The organism is Sphingomonas faeni (assembly GCF_003053745.1).
In the GTDB taxonomy this organism is placed as follows: domain Bacteria; phylum Pseudomonadota; class Alphaproteobacteria; order Sphingomonadales; family Sphingomonadaceae; genus Sphingomonas; species Sphingomonas faeni.
Genome location: NZ_QAYE01000001.1, coordinates 585,870 through 607,301, shown reverse-complemented (window position 1 = coordinate 607,301; position 21,432 = coordinate 585,870). Strand labels below are relative to the sequence as shown.

The following is a 21,432-nucleotide window of genomic DNA, read 5'->3' as shown; positions in this document are numbered from 1 at the left end:
CGTGTCTGACGCGATGTTCCTGTCGTGCGTGAGCACTAGCTGCAATTCTATGACGGAGATCTTCTGATGCGCGCACTTGTTTGGCATGGAAAAGGCGATGTTCGGGTCGATACTGTTGCAGACCCCGAGATCAAGCATCCGCGCGATGCGATCATCAAGGTTACGGCCTGCGCGATCTGCGGGTCCGATCTTCACTTGCTCGACGGATACCAGCCGACGATGCAGGCGGGCGACATCCTGGGCCACGAGAACATGGGCGTCGTCGTCGCGCTCGGCTCCGAAGTCACCAATTTGAAGATCGGCGACCGCGTCGTGGTGCCGTTCACGATCAGTTGCGGCGATTGCTTCTTCTGTCGCAAGGGGCTGTTCTCGGCGTGCGAGCGGACCAATCCGAACTCCGAGATGGCGATCAAGGCGATGGGCCATTCGCCCGCCGGCCTGTTCGGGTTCAGCCACATGCTGGGCGGTTATTGCGGCGGCCAGGCCGAGTATCTGCGCGTGCCGATGGCGGATATCGGCCCGATCAAGGTGCCCGACAGCGTCACCGACGAGCAGGCGCTGTTCCTCTCCGACATCTTCCCGACCGGCTACATGGCCGCCGAGAATGCGCAGATCGAACCGGGCGATACCGTGGCGATCTGGGGCTGCGGTCCGGTCGGCCAGTTCGCGATCCGCTCGGCGCTGATGCTAGGCGCGGGCCGTGTGATCGCGATCGACGAGGTGCCCGAGCGCCTCGCGATGGCCGAGGCCGGCGGTGCGGAGACGATCAACTTCGCCGAGGTCGACAGCGTCTATGACGAGCTCCAGTTCCGCACCAAGGGCCGCGGCCCCGACAGCTGCATCGATGCGGTCGGCGCCGAGGCTTCGGGTCATGGCGCGATGGATGCGGTGATCGACAAGGTGAAGGCGGCGACGTTCCTCGCCACCGACCGCGTGCACGTGCTGCGCGAGGCGATCATGAGCTGCCGGATGGGCGGCACGGTGTCGATCCCCGGCGTCTATGTCGGGATGGGCGACAAGATTCCGATCGGCGCGATGATGAACAAGGGGCTGACGATCAAGACCGGCCAGACGCACGTCCAGGCCTATACCAAGCCGCTGCTCGCACGGATCGAGGCGGGCGATATCGACCCTAGCTTCGTCGTGACGCACCCGGCCAGCCTCGAGGATGCGCCCGAAATGTACCAGAAGTTCCGCGACAAGCAGGACGGCGTCATCAAGGTCGTGCTCCGGCCGTAACCCCTCCCCGGCCCGGTCCGCTCCTGACGAGCGGATCGGGTCGATTTGTTTTGACCCGCTACATTCAGAAGGACGTACCGATGAGTGACAAGGTTCATACTCCCGTTCCCGGCAATCCAGCGAGCAAGGGCGCACCTGACGGCATATCGGACTCGCCCCGCGGCAACGATGATGTTCACGGCCGCAGCGAGGGCGGCGAAAGCGGCGGCGGGTCCTACCCCAATCCGCACGCCGGCAAGACCGAGACGAACACCGGTTTCATGGCGCATGGCGGCCAGACCGACATCGCCTATCACGGTGGCGGTCAGGCCGGCGAAGACGGCGGCAGCGCGGCCAATGGCGTCGCAGGCTCGGGAGGTGGTGACCGCACGACGATCGCCGCCGACCCCGATGCGGATCGCGAACCGCATGCGATCGCTGCCGAAGGTCGCACGATCGAGGTCGTCGAGACGTCTGGCATCCCCGAGGCCGAGGCCAACGGCAAGATCGGTACCGATGCCGACTACGAGGACGAGCAGAAGCAGCCCGGCGCCGGCTGAGGTCGCCGCGCCCAAGTCTGCATTTCCCGCAATTCAAAACCAGCCGCCGCGCATTCCGCCGGTGAGCCCATAAGGATGATCCCATGTCTGCACCCGAAGATCTCCAGGAAATCTACACCGACGAGCTGAAGGATCTGTGGTCCGCGAACGACCAGATGAAGAAGGTCCTGAAGAAGATCACGTCGAAGGCGAGCGACTCGTCGCTGAAGGAGATGCTGACCAAGTCGCAGGCGGATATCGAGACGCATACCGACCTGCTCAAGGACCTGATCGCGTCGAACGACGAGAAGGTCTCGAAGGAGCATTGCAAGGGCATGGAAGGCCTCGTCGCCGAAGCCACCAAGCATGTGCTCGAGGAAGGTCCGGAGAAGGGGCCGCTGCTCGATGTGATGATCATCGCGCAGTATCAGCGGATGACTCATTACGGGATCGCCGGGTTCGGCACCGCGACGGCGTACGCCAAGGCGCTGGGTCTCAAGGACGACCACAAGAAGCTGAGCGCGGCCACCAAGGACATCTACGGTGGCGACGAATATATGACGAAGCTCGCCGAGACGACCGTCAACATCGACGCCGAAGACGAAGACGAAGACGAATGACGTCGAATGCCCGCCGGCATGCAGTCGGCGGGCATCCGCATCCCATACAGTGCTGGACGGAAGAGACGAGATCCATGACGACCTATCCGCTGAGTGAGCCAGCCACGATCTACCGCACCGACAAATCGGGTGGGGAGCGGAAGAGCGTTGCGCGCGGTTCTTTGGCCGATTGTGCCGACATCCTGGCCGGTTGGTCGTCGGAGGATCGCGCTACGGTCGAGATCGAGGTGGACGACATGGCACTGCGCTATGGATCGGACGAGATCGAGGAGCTTCTCCAGTTCCTGCGCGAGGAAGACGCCGATCGGAAGTCTCCCGCCGGATGACGCGTTAGCGGCTTTGCGGTCGTATTGGCCTCGGTGGACCGACCAGGTCTATGCGTGCGCGTCAGGCGGAAATGGATCGCTGCACGTGATCCGGCCCGACGCATCGACGCGACCGGACACGCGACGCCGAAATCGGGGAGCCGTGGCAGTGGTAACCGTGACGTCGTACCAGCCGAAATTGTCGCGGAGAGGCCAGCGATAGCGGGTTTCGGCCAATGGCATTACCTTGGGCGACGTACCGAGCGCCGCAACGCTCGCCACCAGACCATGATCGCGCTGGCTCCCTGGCAGTCGCAGAACGAGGTCGTCCGCGGTGGTGATCCACTGCATCCGGTACAGGTGCGCTGGATCGTTTCCGCTGCCGGCGAAATGGCGGTGGAAGCCGTTCGGGCCGAGCACCCACAGATCGTAAAGGCCCGCGTCGTCGAACGGCCAGTGCCCGTCCAACGCGTGTCCGGGCTCGACGGTGAAGCGGCGCGGCGGTTGGGCCAGGGCGGTGCGGTCGTAGACGTGGAACACCGCCGCCTGCGTCCCTTCCGTTTCAAAGCGTAGATGGAGCGCGCGATCGGCGATCCTCTCGCTGACGGCCAAGGCATAGGGCAGCGGACGGGCGCGGCGGATGCCGGGTTCCTGCCATGGGTGCAGCGACCCGGCTGGCGCTTGGGGGCTTATCTGCTTGGGGATCGCCGCGGCCCGGACGGCATCGGGCCGTGGATCGGGCATCGCGGCGAACGGCGCAGGGTCGGCCGCGGTGAAGTCGAACGCGGACGTCAGATCGCCGCAGACCGCGCGGCGCCACGGAGCGATGTTGGGTTCGTGAAAGTCGAACCGGCGTTCGAGGAAGCGGATCACCGAGGTGTGATCGAACACCGGCGAGTTGACCCACCCGCCCCGGCTCCACGGCGAGACGACATACATCGGCACGCGTGGGCCCAGCCCATACGCCCGGCCGCGATAGGCGGGCAGATCGAGCGCGGCATCGCTTTTGCTCGGGTGGAGGTGATAGCCGCCATCGAGATCGACCGTCGAACCGCCGAGCAGCGTGCCGTCGGCGGCGTGCGAGGGTGGCGCCGGCGGCGGGACGTGATCGAAGAAGCCGTCATTCTCGTCGAACATCACGAGCAGCACGGTTCGCGCCCAGACCTTGGGGTCCGCAGTCAGTGCGTCGAGCATTTCGGCGGTATAGGCGGCGCCTTGCGCAGGGCTCGACGGACCGGGATGCTCGGAGCCTTTCGCGGTGGCGATGACGTAGGACACTTGCGGCAGTCGCCCGGCGAGCACGTCGGCGCGCAACACGTCGAGCCCGCGGGTCGTCAGCGCGCGCTCCCGTAAAGCGGCATCTCCACCACCCTGGTGCGCATCGCGGAACGCGGCGAAGCCGACCAGCGGGTTGTCGGTGAAATTGTCGGCCATGTCCTGGTAGATGCGCCAGTCGACACCCTTCGCCTGCAACCGCTCGACCACCGTCGTCCAGCGATACGGATCGGCAGCGCCGCCGTCCGCGGGAAAACTGTCGTGCGAATTGCCGATCGCAGGACCGCCCAGCGTGCCGCCGGGATCGTTGGTGCCGCTCCACAGGAACAGGCGGTTGGTGTTGGTCCCGGTCTGGACCGAGCAATGATACGCGTCGCAGACGGTGAACGCCTCCGCGAGCGCGAACTGGAACGGGATGTCCTCGCGTCGATAATGCCCCATCGCGCGCTGGCTCTTGGCTTCGGGCCAGTGCGCCATCCGCCCCTCGTCCCAGCCGCGTTGCGCGTCGGGCCAGCTATGCGGCGTGCCCTCCATTCGCATCAGGTCGAAATTCGTCCGCGTGGCGAGGTGGAACGGCAGGACCGTCCTAGCGCCGCCGGGGGCGGTTCGATCGCTCTGGTACCAGACCGGCGCCGGCTTCGTCGCATCGGCCTCCGACGGGACGGGGATCGGCAACCGGTCCGCAAACCCGCGGACACCGCGCAGCGACCCGAAATAATGATCGAAGCCGCGATTCTCCTGCATCAGGATGACGACGTGCTCGACATCCATGATCGAGCCCGTCTTCACCTCGGGTGCGATCGCCGCCGCCCGCGCGATCGCCGCGGGAAACGTGGACAGCGTCGCACCGGACAGGCCGGCGGCGAGCAGCGTGCGACGAGAAACTTCTGTCATGGCCACGATCCGAATGATGAACGCGCACGATCTGCAAAAGCGCGGGATCGCACAAGGTACTGCGCGCCTGCTCCGTATTCCCGATGCGTGTCATGTACGTGACACGAGGCGTCGCCCTGCCGGGCCTTCCGCACCTGTGATAGGCACGACGTTCACATCGCTCCGGTTGAGCCTGTGGACCCGCTGCCATATGCTGCGGTCGCCATGCCGGGCGCTCCCGGCATTTCGCTCGATCGATCCGGCGATTGCCACGTACGATCTCGATTGCGCCTTGGGTCTTACCGCGGCGACGATCGACGACGACATGACGGTTCAGCCGAACGCGACGCCAACAACGGAGACGATTATGACCACCGCCTATGACACCAAGCTCGGGCTCTACATCGCCGGCGAATGGCTGAGCGGCGACGGTCGCGACACTCGCGACGTGCTGAACCCGGCGACCGGTGCGGGACAGGCGGCACTGCCGCTCGCCAATGCCGCCGACCTGGATCGCGCGCTGGAGGCGACGCAGCGCGGCTTTATCGCATGGCGTGCGACCCCGCCGGAAAAGCGTGCCGCGATCCTGGTCCGGACCGCGCAACTGCTGCGCGAACGCGGCGACCATATCGCGCGGATCGCAACGCTGGAGCAGGGCAAGATCCAGGCCGAGGCGAAGGGCGAGGTCGCGTTTGCCGCCGCGCTGCTCGATTTCCACGCCGCCGAGGGCCTGCGCGTCTATGGCCGCGTGCTGCCCCGCCCGTCGGGTACGCGGAGCCTGGTCCTGCACCAGCCGGTCGGCCCGGTGGCGGCGTTCTGCGCGTGGAACTTCCCAATCATGAACGTCGTGCGCAAGATCGCACCGGCGGTTGCTGCCGGCTGCTCGATCATCATCAAGCCATCCGAGGAAACCGCGGGTAGCGCGGTCGAGGTCATGCGCTGCTTCCAGGACGCCGGATTGCCCGGTGACGTCGCGCAATGCGTGTTCGGCGTGCCGGACATGGTGTCGCGCCATCTGCTGGCCTCGCCGATCACGCGGAAACTGAGCTTCACCGGATCGGTGCCGGTCGGCAAGGCGCTGATGAAGCTGGCCGCCGATACGATGATGCGGACGACGATGGAGCTAGGCGGGCACGGCCCGCTGCTGGTGTTCGACGATTGCGACCTCGAGAAGACGCTCGATACGCTGGTCGCGCACAAGTTTCGCAACGCCGGCCAGGTCTGCGTCGCGCCGACGCGCTTCCATGTGCAGGATGGCATCTACGACCGGTTTGCCGCCGGTTTTGCCGAGCGAACGCGCGCGCTGAAGATCGGCGACGGCATGGATGCGGCGAGCCAGATGGGCCCGATGGCCAATGCCCGCCGTCCCGATGCGATCGCCGAGCTGGTCGGCGACGCGACGGGGCACGGCGCCAAGCTGCTCGCGGGTGGCGACTATGGCGGCCAGGGCGGGTTCTTCTTCCAGCCGACCGTGCTGGCCGACGTCCCCCTGTCGGCGCGCGCGATGAACGAGGAGCCGTTCGGCCCGGTCGCCCTGCTGAGCCGGTTCGCGACGGACGAGGACGCGGTGACCGAAGCCAACCGCCTGCCGTTCGGGCTGGCGGCGTATTGCTTCACCGAGAATGGCCGCCGCCAGAACATGCTCGGCGACGCGATCGAGGCGGGGATGATCGCGATCAACAACGTCCGGCTGAGCTATCCCGACAGCCCGTTCGGCGGCGTGAAGGAGAGCGGTCACGGTTCCGAGGACGGTCCGGAGGGCATCGCCGCGCATCTGGTCACGAAGGCCGTGCATATCAGCTGACCGGGCGGTGCAAGGCCTTCCGCGGACGGTCGGCCTTGCACGCCGTCGCACTGGATACCGGGCGCGCTGTCCGTCCGTTCGATCAAGGCTATCCGTCGTCGGCACCGTCTACCGTTCAGGTTCGACGCGCTAGTCAGGGCGCGGCTTACGGTGACGGGGATGTGACGATGACGACGATCAAGGGAAGCATGCTGGTGTCGATGCTCGGGCTGGCGTGCCTCGGAGCCTGCGCCTCGACCGGCACGAACGACCGGCTAAGGACGGGACTATGCCGCGCCGATGCCGCCGCGGCGCTCGTCGGGCAGAGCGCGCCTGACGACACGGATATTCTTCGCCGGACGGGAAGCGCCATGGTCCGTCGGCTCGCACCGGGCGATCCGATGACGCGCGATTACCGGCAGGAGCGCGTGACGGTCATCATCGCGGACGGCCGGGTGGTCTCCGCATCCTGTGGTTGAGCGTGGAGCCAGGCGGCGGGCGGCATTCCTGGCATTGGCGGGGACGATCATCACGGGTTGCACGGCGCATGTCCCGGTCGAAGGTCCGATAGCGCTTGGCCAGACCGCGTTCGTCGACGGACCGAAAGTGCGCGCGGACCGAGTCATCGAAGACAGCCGCTGCCCGGTTGATGCGCAATGCGTCTGGGCGGGGCGGCTCGTGGTGCGCGCGACCGTCATGGGCGGCGGCTGGTCCAGGCAGATCGATCTGACGCTCGGCATGCCCGTCAACGTCGCGGACGGCGCGCTGACCTTGGTCGCGGCCAGCCCGGCGCGGCGGGCGGATGCTCGTCCCGCAAAGGACAGCGCCTATCGCTTCACCTTCGCATTCCGAGGCGGCCGGTAACGTTGCGAGGCGTTTATCGGGTGGTACGCGGTGCCCTCTGCGTTGCCCCGCGGGACGTCCGGGCCTACACGGTCGACGATGCTGACGTCGACGATCCACCAGATTCTTTTGCTGCGATCGGATCAAGGCGGTCGACCCGGTTTGCGACCGGGCGCTGAACGCAGGCGACGCATGCGACTTACGGCGAGCGTCGCGCTATTCGCCGGATGCGCGATGCTCGCCGCGTGTGATCGGCGGCCGGATACCGGCGCGGTGGTCGTCAGCGCGATCGGCGGGGTCCCGCATGTCGCCGATGCAAGCCGGGTCGCGCTCGATACCCCTGCCCGCCTGCTGATGGACTCGACCGCGCAGGGGCTGGTGCGGTTCGATGCCGCGGGACAGATCGAGCCTGGGATCGCCGAGCGCTGGATCGTGATCGACGGCGGGATGAGCTACATCTTCCGCCTGCGCGAGGGCGACTGGGGCGACGGTACCCCTGTCACCGCCGAGCAGGTCGTGACGATGCTAAGGCGACAGATCGGCGGCCCCGATACCGCACGGGCGGCGGCGGGCGCACGCAATCCGCTCGCGCCGTTCCTGACCGCGATCGACGAGATCGTCGTGATGACGCCGCAGGTGATCGAGGTGCGGCTGTCGCGGCCGCGCCCCGACCTGCTGAAGCTGTTCGCGCAACCCGAACTCGCGTTGCTGCGGCTGCGTCCGACCGGTGGGACCGGGCCGTTCCGCGTGGCACATCGCGGTCGTGCGCCGCTGCTACGGCCTGCGTTCGATCCGGGTCAGGCCGATCCCGACGACCAGCGCGAGGCAAAGCCGCAGGAGGATGTCCGGCTGATCGGCGAACGTGCGGCGCGGGCGATCGCGCGGTTCGCCAATCGCGACTCCGATCTGGTGAGCGGGGGCAGTTTCGTCGACTGGCCGTTGCTGGCGGTAACCAGTATCGCGCCGGCGAACATCCGCGTCGATCCGGCTGTCGGACTGTTCGGCCTGGCGATCGTCCGGCGCGACGGGTTCCTGGCCGATGCCGCCAACCGCGCCGCCGTGTCGCAGGCGATCGACCGGTCGGCGGTGACGGCGGCGGTAGCGCCGAACTGGGACCCGGCGGACCGTATCCTGCCCGATATCCTCGACTCCGCCTCGCTGCCGCAGGTGCCGGCATGGACGCTGTTGACGCAGGACGAACGCCGCGCCGCCGCGCGCCAGCGGGTTGCAGGCTGGAAACAGCAGATTCCGGGTCCGATCGAACTGCGGGTCGCGCTGCCCACCGGGCCGGGGGCGACGTTGCTGTATGCGCAGGTCGCGGCGTCGCTGATGGCGATCGGGATCGTTCCCCGGCGAGTCGGGATCGACGACCCGGCAGAGCTGAAGCTGGTCGATGCGGTCGCGCCCTATGACAGCGCGCGTTGGTATCTCGCCGCGGCGTGCGTTGCATGTGGCGATGCGGCGCGGACGGCACTGGAGGCGGCACGCGAGGCGCCGACGCTGGCCGAACGCGGTGCCAGGATCGCCGCCGCCGATGCCGCGATGAACGAGGACGTGGCGTTCATCCCGCTGGCGCGGCCTCTGCGATGGTCGCTGGTCTCCACGCGCCTCAGCCAATGGCAGGCGAACACCCGCGCGTGGCACCCGTTGAACCGGTTGCGCCCCGATACCAACTAGGGTCGATGAACCCGCGCACCACCCGCATCGCCCCCGGCGAGATCTTCCAGACGCTGCCGCTCGGCACGGACGCGTTGTCGGTGCGCCGCCGGGTCGAGGCGATGGAGCGCGTGATGGAGGGGTTGTTCGTCATTCCCGGCACCAACCGCAAGGTCGGCATGGACGTCATGCTGGACCTCATCCCGTTCGCCGGCAGCACGATCGCGGCGGCAGTCGGCGCGTGGATGGCATGGGAAGCGCGCAACATCGGCATGTCGAAGATCCAGATGGCGCGGATGTTCGGCAATGTCGGAATCGACTGGGCGTTCGGGATGATCCCGTTCGTCGGCGCGATCCCCGACTTCTTCTTCCGCTCGAACACGCGCAATTTGCGGATCATCAAGCGCCATCTCGACAAGCATTATCCTTCGACGACGACGCTTCAGGGGTAAGACGCTCTATACGAGTCATTCCCGCGGAGGCGGGAACCCATACTGGCTGACTGCACGAATAATTTCGAATGACAGCCGATATGGATCCCCGCCTGCGCGGGGATGACTACCAAAGGCATAGATTAGGTCAGGCGGTTACGGCCCGACGTCGGCATCGCGTGCCGCCGGCTTGTAGCTAGCACTCGTTCCAAGCCCCAGCGCGACTGCGACGCGGTCGTTCCAGCCATAGGGATCGGCGCGGATCACCGGCTCACCCGCGTCGTCGAACAGCACGGTCTGGTACAACAGCCGCACCGGTATCTCCTTCGGCAACTTGACGAACGTCTCCTTGCCGGTCGCGCGGGCGGCGTGCCACTGATCGGTCACGCCCTCGTCCTTTGCGAGCAGCTCGGCGAACCCAAGCGCATCCTCGACGCGGACGCAGCCATGGCTACGCTGGCGCTGGATCTCGGCGAACAGCTGCTTCGCGGGCGTATCGTGCAGATAGATCGCGTGATCGTTGGACATGTCGAACTTGACCAGGCCGAGCGAGTTCTTCGGCCCCGATTGCTGGACCAGCCAGCCATTTTTCCACGCGAGGCTGTTCGCGCGCAGATACCCGGCGCCCTTGCCCGCCATCTCCTTCTTCTCGACGGAGCGCGGCACCGTCCAGGTCGGATTGGCGACGAGGCGGAAGATCGGCGACCCAAGCTGCGGCGTTTCCTTGTCGGGCTCGCCGACCACCACCTTGCGGCTGTCGACCAGCTTGCCGTCGCGCCAATAGCTCAGCCGTGCCGCCGCGAGATTGACGTCGATCCGCGTGGTGGGCGCATTGCGATCGAGCCAGCGGAGCCGCTCCATGTTGACCGCGATCGCGCGCGCCCGGTCCGCATCGGACAAATTGAGGATGCCGAGCGCCGCGCTGCCGATCATGCCGTCCGGCTTGATGCCGTAATCGGCCTGCATCTTCTTGATCGCGAGGATCATCGCCGGGGTCAGGCGATCACCTTGCGCCGCCGCCTTGTCGAGATAATCGAACGCGACGAGCTGGTGCGCGATCGCAGGCACACGCGGATCGGCTTCGCCCGGCTTGATCGGCTTGCCCGTGTCGGGGATCGCGGACGCCGGAGTCTGCTCCCATTTCGGCGTCGCGAGATAGGCCTTCGATAGGCGCGCGTAATTCTCGTCCTGCGGCGCCAAGCCGGAGAGCCACTTGCCGACATCGCCGGCTTGAAGCGCCGCCGCGAGCCCTCGCCCAACATCGACCTGCGGGCGGGACACGGTGTAGACGTCGAACAACTTGGTCGGATCGGTCGCGCCCTGCGACAGCGCCTTGCCATATGCCAGCGCAGCCTTGGTAAACGCGTCGTCGCCGGCACCGGGCTGCGCGCTCGCGTCGAAGCTCATCCGGTCGAGACCGTGAGCGCCGCGCGCCGCGATCGCCTTGCGCAACTGCCCGGCCGTGGTCGTGGTCCACCCGGTCGGCGCACCCGCGGGAGCCGCCGCCTCCGCGGGCTGCTGCGTGTTCGAGGCGGTCGTCGTCTTCACCTCGCACGCCGAGAGTGCACACGTCATCGCCAGCAGCGATGCACCGATTAAACCAAGACGCACCAGCAATTCCCCCACAATCTGGACATACAACGCTCGGGTGTCGATCTCCGCTCCACGACGGAGGAGCGGAGACGTAATTCTTCCACAAGATCGACCGCCCGTGCCTTTTGCATGGCGCACACCGTCATTCTGCAACCCGGATCGCGCCCGTCGCGTTATAGGGCTCACGCATGATCAAGGTCGCCAGCTACAATATTCACAAGGGCATCGGGCTCGACCGTCGGCGTAATCCCGAACGCGTGGTCGAGGTGTTGCGCGAGGTCGATGCGGATGTGATCGCGCTGCAGGAGGCGGACCGGCGGTTCGGGGCCAAGGCGTGCGTGCTGCCGCATCATCTGCTGGAGGAGCATAGCGACTGGAAGCCGGTCGACTTCGGCCTGCGCGCGCTCAGCATGGGCTGGCACGGCAACGTCATCCTGGTGCGCAAGTCGGCGCGGGTGGTCGATAGCGAGCCACTCCACCTCCCCTCGCTCGAGCCACGCGGGGCGGTAATGGCCGACGTCCAGTTCGCAGGCGGCATGTTGCGCGTGCTTGGCATGCATCTCGATCTGTCCGGCTTGTGGCGGCGCAAGCAGGCCGCCGCGATCATGAACCATGTCGATACCTGCGCGCAGGCGCATCCGACGGTGATGATGGGCGACCTCAACGAATGGAGCGCGGGCGCCGGGTGCCTGCGCGATTTCGGCCGCGACTATGCGTTCGCCGAGACGGGAGCGAGTTTCCATTCGCGGCGCGCAGTCGCTCGGCTCGACCGGATCATGGTGTCGTCGGACTTGAACGTGGTCGAGTGCGGCGTGCATGCCAGCCCGGCGGCGCGGAAAGCCTCGGATCACCTGCCGATCTGGGCTATTCTGGAGGCGACAACACCGACGAACCGAACCGGGGCCACCGGATAAAACCCCCAGAGATACCGTCGGCATGAGGATGTAGAATGCGCGAGAAGGAACTGCGACTGGCGCTCGTCTGCTATGGCGGGATCAGCCTTGCGGTCTACATGCACGGCATCACCAAGGAGATCTGGCGGCTCGTCTGCGCCAGCCGCGCCTTCCACGACGGCGACACGCCGAAGGGCGGCAGCGAGGGCGTGTATCACGCGCTGCTCCAAGAGATCGAGGCGCATGGTGCGATCCGCGTCCGCGTGCTCGCCGACATCATCGCAGGCGCCAGCGCGGGCGGGATCAACGGCATCTTCCTCGCACAGGCGATCGCCACCGGGCAGAGCCTCGACCCGCTGACCGACCTGTGGATGACGTCGGCCGACGTCGAGGCGCTGATCGATACCGAGGCGGCGCCGAAATCGCGATTCTCGAAGGCGTGGGCAATGCCGCTCGCGTGGATGGCGGCAGGGCGTAGCACCGACAAGGTCGACGCGCTCGACGATCCCACACGTGAAGAGGTGCGGACCAAGCTGTCGCATTTCATCCGCTCGCGCTGGTTCGAGCCGCCGTTCGGGGGGAAGACCTTCACCAACCTGCTGCTCGATGCGTTCGACGCGATGGCAGCGAGCGAGCGCGGGCCGCGCCTGTTGCCGCCGGGCCAGCCGCTCGACCTGTTCGTGACGGTCACCGACTTTTCGGGGCATCCCGAACGGTTGCAGCTCAATTCACCCGCCGAAGTGGTCGAGACCGAGCATCGCCTAGTGGTCGACTTCACCGACAATGGCGGTGCGTGCGATACGCTCGCGCCGCCCGCGGAACTGGCGTTCGCAGCGCGCGCGACGTCGAGCTTCCCAGGCGCCTTCCCCCCGTTCACCGTCGCCGAACTGGACGGTGTTCTTAAGGATCGCGCGATCAACTGGCCGGAACGTCCTGCGTTCCTTGCGCGCGTCCTGCCCCGCCATACCGCTGCCAACGCAGCGGAAAGCGCGGTGCTGATCGACGGATCCGTGCTCGCCAACGCGCCGTTCCGGCCCGCGCTCGACGCGCTCAAGGAGCGACCGGCGCGGCGTCAGATCGACCGGCGCTTCATCTACATAGACCCCTCGCCCGACATCAAGCTGCGGCTCAACCGCGGTGGTGGTACGCCCGGCTTCTTCCAGACGATCATCGGTGCGATCAGCGACATTCCGCGCCAGCAACCGATCCGCGACAATCTGGAGGCAATTGCCGAGCGCTCGGCACGGATCGACCGGATGCGCGGTATCCTCACCGCGATCCGACCCGAAGTGGAGGCGGACGTCGAGTCGCTGTTCGGCCATACGCTGTTCCTCGACCGGCCGACCGCGCCGCGGCTGATCGCGTGGCGGCGGCGCGCGCAGAAGGCGGCGGCGGCGAGCTCGGGCTATGGCTTCGTCGCTTACGGCCATCTGAAGCGCAGCGCGGTGATCGAGACGCTGGCGTTGCTGTTGTTCGATGCTGGGGAGCACCACCGACCCCGGCGGCTGGCGCAGATCCGTACGGCGATCGTCGCGCATGTCGCCGCCTCGGGGGCGGACCAGCTCGGGTCGGGGCATGCCGGCGGGGCCAGCGCCGCGTCGATCACGTTCCTGCGGACGTTCGACATAGGCTTTCGCATCCGCCGGCTGCGGCTGATGGCGCGGCGCCTGTCCGAAGTGGAGACAGCCGTCGACGAGCCCGAACTGGGGCCGATGCGCGACGCGATCTACGAATCGCTGTCGCCGTATCTCGACCGGTTGCGCGCCGAGATGCATGCCGGGCTGCACGACGCGGTGCGAGCGATGCGCGGCGATGCGACCGCAGTGCTGGAGACGCTCGGCCGGACGTTCGACCTGGAGCGCCTCGATGCGGAAACCGACCAGCGGCTGGCGGAGGCGTTCGCCGCACTCGCCAAGCCGACACGACGGACGCTGTTGCTGGCCTATCTCGGTTTCCCGTATTTCGACACCGCGACGCTGCCGCTGTTGCAGGGCGAAGGGCTCGACGAGTTCGATCCGATCAAGGTCGACCGGATCGCGCCAGACGATGCGACCTCGATCCGCTCCGGCGGCGCCGAGGCGACGTTGAAGGGGATCCAGTTCGGCACGTTCGGCGCGTTCTTCAGCCGTGCCTACCGCGAGAACGACTATCTCTGGGGGCGGCTGCACGGGTCGGAGCGGATGATCGACATCACCGTCTCGACGCTGCCCTCGACCGTGCGGATGAAGCCGGGCCGGGTGGCGGCGATCAAGCGCGCCGCGTTCCTCGCCATCCTCGACGAGGAGGAACCACGGCTCACCGCGATCCTGCCGCTGATCGCGCAGTTGCGGACGGAAATCGGCTAAAGCTGGCCAAAACGCCGATGTGGCGGTAGCTCTGCGTTTCCAACCGCGTTTCGACGCGATGGGGTATGATAAAGGGTCGCCGCATGCAGTTCCTGAAAATCCTGTTCTGGTGCCTGCTGGCGTTCATCGCCGCGGTCTTCACCATCAGCAACTGGAACGCCGTCCAGATCCAGCTCTGGGGCGGGCTGATCGCGGACGTGAACCTGCCGCTGCTGCTGTTCGTGACGTTCCTGATCGGGTTCGTGCCGACGATGCTCTACAATCATGCGATCCGGTGGCGGCTGCGCCAGCGGCTGTCGACCTGCGAGCGCGAGTTGCTGGAACTGCGCACGCCGCGACCGGAACCGGTGACGTTCGTGCCCGCCGAGACGTCGGCAACGATCGCACCGATTGGCACGCCGACCGCTACGCCCCCGGGGTCGCTCCTGTGAGCAACCGGATCTACGTCGCACTCGACACGCCCGACCTCGCCCGCGCGAAGGCGATGGCGACACGCGTCCGCCACCATGTCGGCGGGATCAAGCTAGGGCTCGAATTCTTCTGCGCACACGGCCAGTCCGGCGTGCATGCAATGGCGGAACTCGGCCTGCCGATCTTTCTCGACCTGAAGCTGCACGACATTCCGAACACCGTGGCCAAGGCGGTGCAGGCCTTGGGCGCGCTGAAGCCGGCGATCCTGACTGTGCATGCGAGTGGCGGGCGGGCGATGCTGGAGGACGCGAAGGCTGCCGCCCCGCTTGGCACGAAGGTGATCGCGGTGACGATGCTGACCAGCCTCGACGCGACCGATCTCGCCGCGACCGGCGTCATCGGCAACGCGCACGACCAGGTTTCGCGGCTGACTGAACTCGCCTGCGAGGCGGGAGTCGACGGCATCGTCTGCTCGGGCGCGGAGGTTGCCGCGGCGAAGGCGATCTGGCCCAAGGGCTTCTTCGTAGTGCCCGGCGTGCGCCTTCCCGACGGCCAGGTCGGCGACCAGAAGCGCGTCGTCACCCCGCGCCAGGCGATGGACGCCGGCGCCTCGATCCTGGTCGTTGGTCGCCCGATCACCCAAGCCGAAGACCCAGATATCGCAGCCCGCGCGATTGGCGCGACGCTTTAGCTGCACGCGTAATTTACGATCCTCCCCCGCCAGGGGGAGGTGGCAGGCACAGCCTGACGGAGGGGGAGGAAAGGGAAGCCGTCGTTGCGTGCCCTTTCCTCCCCCTCCGTCACCTTCGGCGCCACCTCCCCCTGGCGGGGGAGGATGATCAAGCTCCTGCTCCCCAAGGAACCCGAATGACCACCGCCAAGATCTGCGGCCTCTCCACCCCCGCCACGCTCGACGCCGCGATCAAACACGGGGCGAGTCATGTCGGGTTCGTGTTCTTCCCCGCCTCCCCGCGCCACGTGACGTTCGCGAAAGCCGCCGAACTCGCCGCACGCGTACCGCGGCACGTTGCGAAGGTCGGCGTGTTCGTCGATCCGGAGGACGACATGCTTGAACAGGCGGTCGGCTCGGCGACGCTCGACGTGCTGCAACTCCACAAGGTGGCTCCAGCGCGCGCCGCCGCGATCCGCGCGAAGTTCCGGATCGAGACCTGGGTCGCGGTCGCGGTTCGTACGCGCGGCGATCTCGATGCGGCGCATGGCTTCGTCGGAGTCGCCGACTGCATCCTGTACGACGCGAAGACGCCGGACTCGGCGGCGTTGCCCGGCGGGATGGGCTTGCGGTTCGACTGGGACCTGCTCGACGGGTTCCGGCATCCACTGCCCTGGGCGCTGTCGGGCGGGCTCGATCTGGCCAATGTGGCAGAGGCGATCCGGCGGACTGGGGCGGAACTGGTCGACGTTTCGTCCGGAGTCGAAAGCGAGCCCGGCACCAAGGACGAAACGAAGATTGCGGCGTTCCTCAGGGCGGTCGCCGCCTGAGTTGTTCACCCGCGAAGGCGGGTGCCCAGACTGGATCCCCGTCTTCACGGGGATACAAGGGCTTGGCGCACCGTACCGAGGTGCTAAAGCGCTCCGTATGAACGCTCCTACCCTCGCCCCCAACTCCTACCGCGCCCAGCCCGACGAGCGCGGCCATTTCGGCGATTTCGGCGGCCGCTATGTCGCCGAGACGCTGATGCCGCTCGTCCTCGAACTCGACGAGGCGTACCGCGCCGCCAAGGCCGACCCCGCCTTCAAGGCGCAGTTCGACGATCTGCTCGAACATTATGTCGGCCGCCCGAGCCCGCTTTATTATGCCGAGCGCCTGACCAAAGCTTTGCGCGAGTCCGCCCCCGAGGGCATGGGCGCGCAGGTCTGGTTCAAGCGCGACGAGTTGAACCACACAGGCGCGCACAAGATCAACAACTGCATCGGCCAGATCCTGCTCGCGATGCGGATGGGCAAGACGCGGATCATCGCCGAGACCGGCGCGGGCCAGCACGGCGTCGCCACAGCTACGGTCTGCGCGCGCTTCGGCCTGCCCTGCGTGATCTACATGGGCGCGAAGGACGTCGAGCGTCAGGCGCCCAACGTGTTCCGCATGAAGCTGCTCGGCGCTGAAGTCCGCCCCGTGACTAGCGGCGCGCACACGCTGAAGGACGCGATGAACGAGGGCATGCGCGACTGGGTCGCGAACGTCCACGACACCTTCTACATCATCGGTACCGCCGCCGGCCCGCACCCGTATCCCGAGATGGTTCGCGATTTCCAGAGCGTGATCGGCACCGAGGCGCGCGCGCAGATGCTGTCGCGCGTCGGTCGCCTGCCCGACATGCTGGTCGCGGCGATCGGTGGCGGCTCGAACGCGATCGGGCTGTTCCATCCGTTCCTCGACGATGCCGACGTGCAGATGCTCGGCGTCGAAGCAGCGGGTCATGGTCTCGACAAGCAGCACGCGGCGAGCCTCGCGGGCGGCTTCCCCGGCGTGCTCCATGGCAACAAGACCTACCTGTTGCAGGACGAGGACGGCCAGATCACCGAGGCGCATTCGATCTCGGCCGGGCTCGACTATCCCGGGATCGGCCCCGAGCACGCCTGGCTACGCGATATCGGCCGCGTCCAGTATGACAGCGCGACCGACACCGAAGCGCTCGACGCGTTCCAGCTGCTGTGCCGGACCGAGGGCATCATCCCCGCGCTCGAACCATCGCACGCGATCGCGACCGTGACCAAGAAGGCGCGCGAGATGCGGCAGGACCAGATCATCCTCGCCAACCTGTGCGGCCGCGGCGACAAGGACATCTTCACCGTCGCCGAAGCACTCGGGGTCGCGATATGATCGCCGCATCCTTCCCCCCTCCCGCACGCGGGAGGGGCCGGGGGTGGGCTCGCGCTCACACCGGCCGGACCACTGGTTCGAGTCCCTCTATCGCCAACCGCACCACCAGCGGAGGCCGGGTGCCCACCCCCAGCCCCTCCCGCTTGCGGGAGGGGGGCAAGTGAGCCGGCTCGCTGCCACCTTTGCGCGCACCGCCGCCGCCGGTCGCGCCGCGCTTGTCGCGTTCGTCACCGCGGGTGATCCGACCACCGAGGCTACCGGCCCGATCCTCGACGCGCTCGTCGCGGGCGGGGCGGATGCGATCGAGCTCGGCATGCCGTTTACCGACCCCATGGCCGACGGCCCGGCGATCCAGGCGGCGAACATCCGCAGCCTCGCGCAAGGTACGCGCACCGCGGACATCCTCGCCACGGCCACCGCGTTTCGCGCGCGGCACCCGGACGTGCCACTGGTGTTGATGGGCTACGGCAACCCGATGCTCCGGCGTGGCGCGGACTGGTTCGCCGAGGCGGCTGCCAACGCCGGCGTCGACGGCGTGATCTGCGTCGACGTGCCCCCCGAGGAGGACGATGCGCTCGGCCCGCAGTTGCGTGCCGCCGGGATCGACCTGATCCGCCTTGCCACCCCCACAACCGACGCCGCGCGGCTACCGACCGTGCTCGATGGTGCGAGCGGGTTCCTCTATTACGTCTCGGTCGCCGGCATCACCGGGCTCCAGCAGGCACAGCAATCCTCGATCGAGGACGCCGTCGCCCGCTTAAAGGCACAGACCAACATCCCGATCGCGGTCGGCTTTGGGATCCGCACGCCCGAGCAGGCGGCGAACGTCGCGCGCGTCGCGGACGGCGTCGTCGTCGGTTCGGCGATCGTCGAACTGGTCGCGCAGCACGGTGCCGCTGCGGCCGAGCCGGTCCGCGCCTATATCAAGTCTCTCGCCGACGCCGTTGCCTCGGCCCGAAAGGTCTCCGCATGAGCTGGCTCAACAGCGTCCGCAACGTCCTGCCCTTCGTCGCGAAGCGCGAGACGCCCGAAAATCTCTGGCACAAGTGCAAGGGCTGCGGGCAGATGGTCTTCACCAAGGAACTAGAGGACAACCTGTATGTCTGCCCGAAGTGCGATCACCACGACCGCATCGGGCCGAAGATCCGCTTCGCGCAGCTGTTCGACGAGGGCAGCTGTTCGGAACTTCCGGCGCCTAAGGTCCCCGAGGACCCGCTGAAATTCCGCGACCAGAAGCGCTATACCGATCGCCTCAAGGCCGCGCGTACCGACAACAGCGAGCAGGACGCGCTCATCAACGCACGCGGCGCGATCGACGGCCACCGCGTCGTCGTCGGCGTCCAGGATTTCGGCTTCATGGGCGGCTCGATGGGCCTCGCAGTCGGCGAAGCGTTCGTGCGCGGCGTCGAGGCGGCGATTGAGGACCGGGTTCCCTACGTCATCTTCACCGCGAGCGGCGGTGCGCGCATGCAGGAAGGCATCCTCAGCCTCATGCAGATGCCGCGCAGCACGGTCGCGATCCAGATGCTTCATGACGCCGGCCTGCCGTATATCGTCGTGCTCACCGACCCGACCTCAGGCGGCGTGATGGCGGCGTATGCGATGCTCGGCGATGTCCAGATCGCCGAGCCCAAGGCGACGCTCGCCTTCACCGGCCGCCGCGTGATCGAGAGCACGATCCGCGAGAAGCTGCCCGAGGATTTCCAGACGAGCGAATATTATCTCGAACATGGGATGATCGACATGGTGGTCCACCGCAAGGATCTGCGCGAGCAGCTAGGTACGGTGATCGGGTATCTAAGCGCGCGCGAGGCCGCGTAATCTCTACTCCCTCTCCCCTACGGGGAGAGGGTCGGGGTGAGGGGCAGCCCAACAGTGCGCCGCCCGGTACTACCCCTCACCCCAGCCCTCTCCCCGGAGGGGAGAGGGAGCCAGAATGCCCGACCACGCCGTTTCTTCCTCGCCCGCAGTGCAAGCGCAGCTCGACCGATTGACCGCGCTGTCGCCCGGCGCGGACATCCTAGGTCTGGAGCGTATCACCGCGCTCCTGAGCCGCCTCGGCAACCCCCACCTTAACCTCCCCCCGGTGTTCCACGTCGCCGGCACCAACGGCAAGGGCTCGACCTGCGCGTTCCTGCGCGCCGCAATCGAAGCCGCCGGTCACAGCGTGCACGTCTATTCCTCGCCGCACCTCGTCCGCTTCAACGAACGCATCCGCCTCGCGGGCAAGCTGATCGACGACGAGTTGCTCGCCGCCTTGCTGTCGGAAGTGCTCGACCACGCTGCCGATCTCCAGGCGAGCTTCTTCGAAGTCACCACCGCCGCCGCCTTCCTCGCCTTCGCGCGCACGCCCGCCGCTGCGACGATCGTCGAAGTCGGTCTCGGTGGCAGGCTCGACGCAACCAACGTCATTCCGAACCCGGTCGTCACCGGCATCGCCGCGCTCGGCATCGATCACCAGTCGTTCCTTGGCGACACGCTGCTGGAGATTGCCGGCGAGAAGGCAGGCATCGCCAAGCCCGGCGTGCCGCTGGTCACGATGGACTATCCAAAGGCCCTCCGCGCGAAGATCGCCGCGGTCGCCGATGCCGCCGGCGCACCCGTGTTCGCCCGCGGCACCGCCTGGAGCAGCGAAACCGCACGCTCGACCGTCCGCTACGAGGACACCGGTTTTTCGGTCGTCACCAACCGCCCCCGCCTCGTCGGCGCGCACCAGTCGCGCAACCTCGCGCTCGCGATCGCCATGCTCCGTCACCAGGGCGCGCTGCACATTCCCGAAGCGGCGATGCGCGCTGCCGCCGACTGGGCGCACTGGCCTGCAAGGATGCAGCGATTGTCGGATGGCCCGCTGCTCGCGCGATTGCCCGAGGGCAGCGAGCTGTGGCTCGACGGCGCACATAATCCGAACGCCGCGCAACCGGTCGCGCGCTCTCTGCGGACGCTCGCCAAGGGCCGCCCGGTGACGCTGATCCTCGGCATGCTCGCGAACAAGGATGCGGACGCCGTGATCCGCATCCTGTCGCCATCGGTCGGCCATGTCATCGCCATCCCCGTCCCCGGCCACGCCCATCACGCGCCCGAGGCACTTGCGACGCTCACCCGATCGTTCGGAAAGACCGCCGGAACAGCCGCCACGCCCAGTGAAGCGTTAGCCTCGATCGCCACACAAACCGACCCGCCGCAACTCGTGCTGATCGCCGGTTCGCTCTACCTCGCCGGTGAAGTGCTCGCCGCAAACGACCAACCGCCGGACTGAGCTCTTATTGCTATTGACTATCAATAACCAACGGGCGACTTTGTGGATACCACCACGGAGTCGCGTGAATGACCGATACCCGCCCCAATTCGACGACCAACTCGACGGCCGCCTCGACACAGACCATCGCCAGCGCGACCTCGCTGCTGCCCCACGCGCTACCGCCTTGTGAAAACGCACGAATCGCCTTGTTCGCGATGCGCCGGATGGGGGCGCACGGGCTCGCCGATGCCCGCGCTTCGCACACGATGTTCACTGCGTTCGGGCAAGGCTTCCGTCGCCCGCTGGTGCTGCTGAGGGCGCTGATGGCGGACCTTGCCGGTACTTCGGCAGGTACGATCGCGATCGCCCCGTGCTGCTGCGCGCGGATGACGCCGGCGGAATCGGCGATGCTGTCGGTGCTCGCGCGCGTCGAAACTGCGCCCGAGATCGCACGCTATCTTATGGCCGACCTGCTCGGCGTCCGTCGCATCGACGGCGTCCTCGCCAGCGCCGCCGCGGTCGCAGCGGCGTTTGCCGACGAGGGACGCCCGATCACGGTGTAGCGGTGGG

The 21,432-nt window shown here is 67.2% G+C and carries 21 protein-coding genes; 19 read left to right on the top strand and 2 right to left on the bottom strand.

Features of this window, described 5'->3' with window-relative positions; genetic code table 11:
• Positions 1-66 precede the first annotated feature (66 nt).
• The 4 genes from C8J25_RS02755 (at position 67) to C8J25_RS02740 (ending at position 2,703) form a co-directional block, all read left to right on the top strand.
• The gene (locus C8J25_RS02755; protein ID WP_093400153.1) at positions 67-1,239 is read left to right on the top strand and encodes a zinc-dependent alcohol dehydrogenase; all 1,173 of its coding nucleotides are present in this window, start codon (positions 67-69) and stop codon (positions 1,237-1,239) included.
• 80 nt (positions 1,240-1,319) lie between these two features.
• The gene (locus tag C8J25_RS20885) at positions 1,320-1,778 is read left to right on the top strand and encodes a hypothetical protein (RefSeq protein ID WP_208622491.1); all 459 of its coding nucleotides are present in this window, start codon (positions 1,320-1,322) and stop codon (positions 1,776-1,778) included.
• 83 nt (positions 1,779-1,861) lie between these two features.
• Positions 1,862-2,377 carry a ferritin-like domain-containing protein gene (locus C8J25_RS02745; protein WP_107952117.1) on the top strand — a complete coding sequence of 172 codons (516 nt, stop codon included), beginning with the start codon at positions 1,862-1,864 and terminating at the stop codon, positions 2,375-2,377.
• Between the two features lie 74 nt (positions 2,378-2,451).
• Complete coding sequence (locus C8J25_RS02740; protein WP_056060437.1) at positions 2,452-2,703, top strand: hypothetical protein; 252 nt, start codon at positions 2,452-2,454, stop codon at positions 2,701-2,703.
• Between the two features lie 48 nt (positions 2,704-2,751).
• Here C8J25_RS02740 and C8J25_RS02735 read toward each other — a convergent pair whose 3' ends face one another.
• Positions 2,752-4,851 carry a phosphocholine-specific phospholipase C gene (locus C8J25_RS02735; protein WP_107952116.1) on the bottom strand — a complete coding sequence of 700 codons (2,100 nt, stop codon included), beginning with the start codon at positions 4,849-4,851 and terminating at the stop codon, positions 2,752-2,754.
• A 346-nt stretch (positions 4,852-5,197) separates the two neighbouring features.
• Between C8J25_RS02735 and C8J25_RS02730 the strand changes: the two genes are divergently transcribed.
• The 5 genes from C8J25_RS02730 to C8J25_RS02710 all read left to right on the top strand — a co-directional run bounded on the left by C8J25_RS02730 (position 5,198) and on the right by C8J25_RS02710 (position 9,564).
• A complete protein-coding gene (locus C8J25_RS02730; RefSeq protein ID WP_107952640.1) occupies positions 5,198-6,634 on the top strand; it encodes an NAD-dependent succinate-semialdehyde dehydrogenase in 1,437 nt (478 codons plus the stop codon).
• A gap of 167 nt (positions 6,635-6,801) precedes the next feature.
• Positions 6,802-7,092 (top strand): I78 family peptidase inhibitor, encoded by a 291-nt coding sequence (locus tag C8J25_RS02725; RefSeq protein WP_146173263.1) that lies wholly within the window; start codon positions 6,802-6,804, stop codon positions 7,090-7,092.
• The gene (locus C8J25_RS02720) at positions 7,085-7,477 is read left to right on the top strand and encodes a hypothetical protein (RefSeq protein ID WP_244186693.1); all 393 of its coding nucleotides are present in this window, start codon (positions 7,085-7,087) and stop codon (positions 7,475-7,477) included. The genes C8J25_RS02725 and C8J25_RS02720 overlap by 8 nt, the downstream gene beginning before the upstream one ends.
• Before the next feature lie 171 nt (positions 7,478-7,648).
• Complete coding sequence (locus C8J25_RS02715; RefSeq protein ID WP_244186691.1) at positions 7,649-9,133, top strand: ABC transporter substrate-binding protein; 1,485 nt, start codon at positions 7,649-7,651, stop codon at positions 9,131-9,133.
• A gap of 5 nt (positions 9,134-9,138) precedes the next feature.
• On the top strand, positions 9,139-9,564 hold the full coding sequence (locus C8J25_RS02710) for a DUF4112 domain-containing protein (RefSeq protein WP_107952114.1): 426 nt from the start codon (positions 9,139-9,141) through the stop codon (positions 9,562-9,564).
• Between the two features lie 135 nt (positions 9,565-9,699).
• On the opposite strand, the gene C8J25_RS02705 is transcribed toward C8J25_RS02710, so the two are convergent.
• Positions 9,700-11,154, bottom strand: coding sequence for a L,D-transpeptidase family protein (locus C8J25_RS02705; protein ID WP_244186689.1), 1,455 nt, complete (start codon positions 11,152-11,154; stop codon positions 9,700-9,702).
• A gap of 170 nt (positions 11,155-11,324) precedes the next feature.
• Here C8J25_RS02705 and C8J25_RS02700 point away from each other — a divergent pair, with 170 nt between their 5' ends.
• The 10 genes from C8J25_RS02700 (at position 11,325) to C8J25_RS02655 (ending at position 21,425) form a co-directional block, all read left to right on the top strand.
• A complete protein-coding gene (locus C8J25_RS02700) occupies positions 11,325-12,050 on the top strand; it encodes an endonuclease/exonuclease/phosphatase family protein (protein WP_107952113.1) in 726 nt (241 codons plus the stop codon).
• Positions 12,051-12,085: 35 nt separating this feature from the next.
• Positions 12,086-14,374 carry a patatin-like protein gene (locus tag C8J25_RS02695; protein ID WP_107952112.1) on the top strand — a complete coding sequence of 763 codons (2,289 nt, stop codon included), beginning with the start codon at positions 12,086-12,088 and terminating at the stop codon, positions 14,372-14,374.
• Positions 14,375-14,457: 83 nt separating this feature from the next.
• Positions 14,458-14,805, top strand: coding sequence for a lipopolysaccharide assembly protein LapA domain-containing protein (locus tag C8J25_RS02690; protein ID WP_107952111.1), 348 nt, complete (start codon positions 14,458-14,460; stop codon positions 14,803-14,805).
• Positions 14,802-15,476 (top strand): orotidine-5'-phosphate decarboxylase, encoded by a 675-nt coding sequence (gene pyrF / locus C8J25_RS02685; protein ID WP_056060463.1) that lies wholly within the window; start codon positions 14,802-14,804, stop codon positions 15,474-15,476. Before C8J25_RS02690 ends, pyrF begins: the two co-directional genes overlap by 4 nt.
• A gap of 176 nt (positions 15,477-15,652) precedes the next feature.
• Entirely contained in the window at positions 15,653-16,285 is a 633-nt protein-coding gene (locus tag C8J25_RS02680; protein WP_107952110.1) for a phosphoribosylanthranilate isomerase, read from the top strand.
• A gap of 97 nt (positions 16,286-16,382) precedes the next feature.
• On the top strand, positions 16,383-17,624 hold the full coding sequence (gene trpB / locus C8J25_RS02675; RefSeq protein WP_107952109.1) for a tryptophan synthase subunit beta: 1,242 nt from the start codon (positions 16,383-16,385) through the stop codon (positions 17,622-17,624).
• Between the two features lie 160 nt (positions 17,625-17,784).
• The gene (trpA, locus tag C8J25_RS02670; RefSeq protein WP_107952108.1) at positions 17,785-18,597 is read left to right on the top strand and encodes a tryptophan synthase subunit alpha; all 813 of its coding nucleotides are present in this window, start codon (positions 17,785-17,787) and stop codon (positions 18,595-18,597) included.
• On the top strand, positions 18,594-19,445 hold the full coding sequence (gene accD, locus C8J25_RS02665) for an acetyl-CoA carboxylase, carboxyltransferase subunit beta (RefSeq protein WP_056486848.1): 852 nt from the start codon (positions 18,594-18,596) through the stop codon (positions 19,443-19,445). Before trpA ends, accD begins: the two co-directional genes overlap by 4 nt.
• 115 nt (positions 19,446-19,560) lie before the next feature.
• Positions 19,561-20,880, top strand: a complete 1,320-nt coding sequence (locus tag C8J25_RS02660; protein WP_107952107.1) for a bifunctional folylpolyglutamate synthase/dihydrofolate synthase — start codon at positions 19,561-19,563, stop codon at positions 20,878-20,880.
• Between the two features lie 68 nt (positions 20,881-20,948).
• Positions 20,949-21,425 carry a DUF6628 family protein gene (locus C8J25_RS02655; RefSeq protein WP_244186687.1) on the top strand — a complete coding sequence of 159 codons (477 nt, stop codon included), beginning with the start codon at positions 20,949-20,951 and terminating at the stop codon, positions 21,423-21,425.
• The last annotated feature ends 7 nt before the right edge of the window (positions 21,426-21,432 follow it).

What these genes read in the sequence shown, in the direction of transcription:
- C8J25_RS02700 (WP_107952113.1), top strand. Translation starts at nt 11,325, where the DNA reads ATGATCAAGGTCGCCAGCTACAATATTCACAAGGGCATCGGGCTCGAC.
- C8J25_RS02690 (WP_107952111.1), top strand. Translation starts at nt 14,458, where the DNA reads ATGCAGTTCCTGAAAATCCTGTTCTGGTGCCTGCTGGCGTTCATCGCC.
- C8J25_RS02735 (WP_107952116.1), bottom strand. Translation starts at nt 4,851, where the DNA reads ATGACAGAAGTTTCTCGTCGCACGCTGCTCGCCGCCGGCCTGTCCGGT.
- C8J25_RS02715 (WP_244186691.1), top strand. Translation starts at nt 7,649, where the DNA reads ATGCGACTTACGGCGAGCGTCGCGCTATTCGCCGGATGCGCGATGCTC.
- C8J25_RS20885 (WP_208622491.1), top strand. Translation starts at nt 1,320, where the DNA reads ATGAGTGACAAGGTTCATACTCCCGTTCCCGGCAATCCAGCGAGCAAG.
- C8J25_RS02730 (WP_107952640.1), top strand. Translation starts at nt 5,198, where the DNA reads ATGACCACCGCCTATGACACCAAGCTCGGGCTCTACATCGCCGGCGAA.
- C8J25_RS02695 (WP_107952112.1), top strand. Translation starts at nt 12,086, where the DNA reads ATGCGCGAGAAGGAACTGCGACTGGCGCTCGTCTGCTATGGCGGGATC.
- trpB (WP_107952109.1), top strand. Translation starts at nt 16,383, where the DNA reads ATGAACGCTCCTACCCTCGCCCCCAACTCCTACCGCGCCCAGCCCGAC.
- accD (WP_056486848.1), top strand. Translation starts at nt 18,594, where the DNA reads ATGAGCTGGCTCAACAGCGTCCGCAACGTCCTGCCCTTCGTCGCGAAG.
- C8J25_RS02710 (WP_107952114.1), top strand. Translation starts at nt 9,139, where the DNA reads ATGAACCCGCGCACCACCCGCATCGCCCCCGGCGAGATCTTCCAGACG.
- C8J25_RS02740 (WP_056060437.1), top strand. Translation starts at nt 2,452, where the DNA reads ATGACGACCTATCCGCTGAGTGAGCCAGCCACGATCTACCGCACCGAC.
- C8J25_RS02680 (WP_107952110.1), top strand. Translation starts at nt 15,653, where the DNA reads ATGACCACCGCCAAGATCTGCGGCCTCTCCACCCCCGCCACGCTCGAC.
- C8J25_RS02745 (WP_107952117.1), top strand. Translation starts at nt 1,862, where the DNA reads ATGTCTGCACCCGAAGATCTCCAGGAAATCTACACCGACGAGCTGAAG.
- C8J25_RS02755 (WP_093400153.1), top strand. Translation starts at nt 67, where the DNA reads ATGCGCGCACTTGTTTGGCATGGAAAAGGCGATGTTCGGGTCGATACT.
- C8J25_RS02660 (WP_107952107.1), top strand. Translation starts at nt 19,561, where the DNA reads ATGCCCGACCACGCCGTTTCTTCCTCGCCCGCAGTGCAAGCGCAGCTC.
- C8J25_RS02655 (WP_244186687.1), top strand. Translation starts at nt 20,949, where the DNA reads ATGACCGATACCCGCCCCAATTCGACGACCAACTCGACGGCCGCCTCG.
- C8J25_RS02725 (WP_146173263.1), top strand. Translation starts at nt 6,802, where the DNA reads ATGACGACGATCAAGGGAAGCATGCTGGTGTCGATGCTCGGGCTGGCG.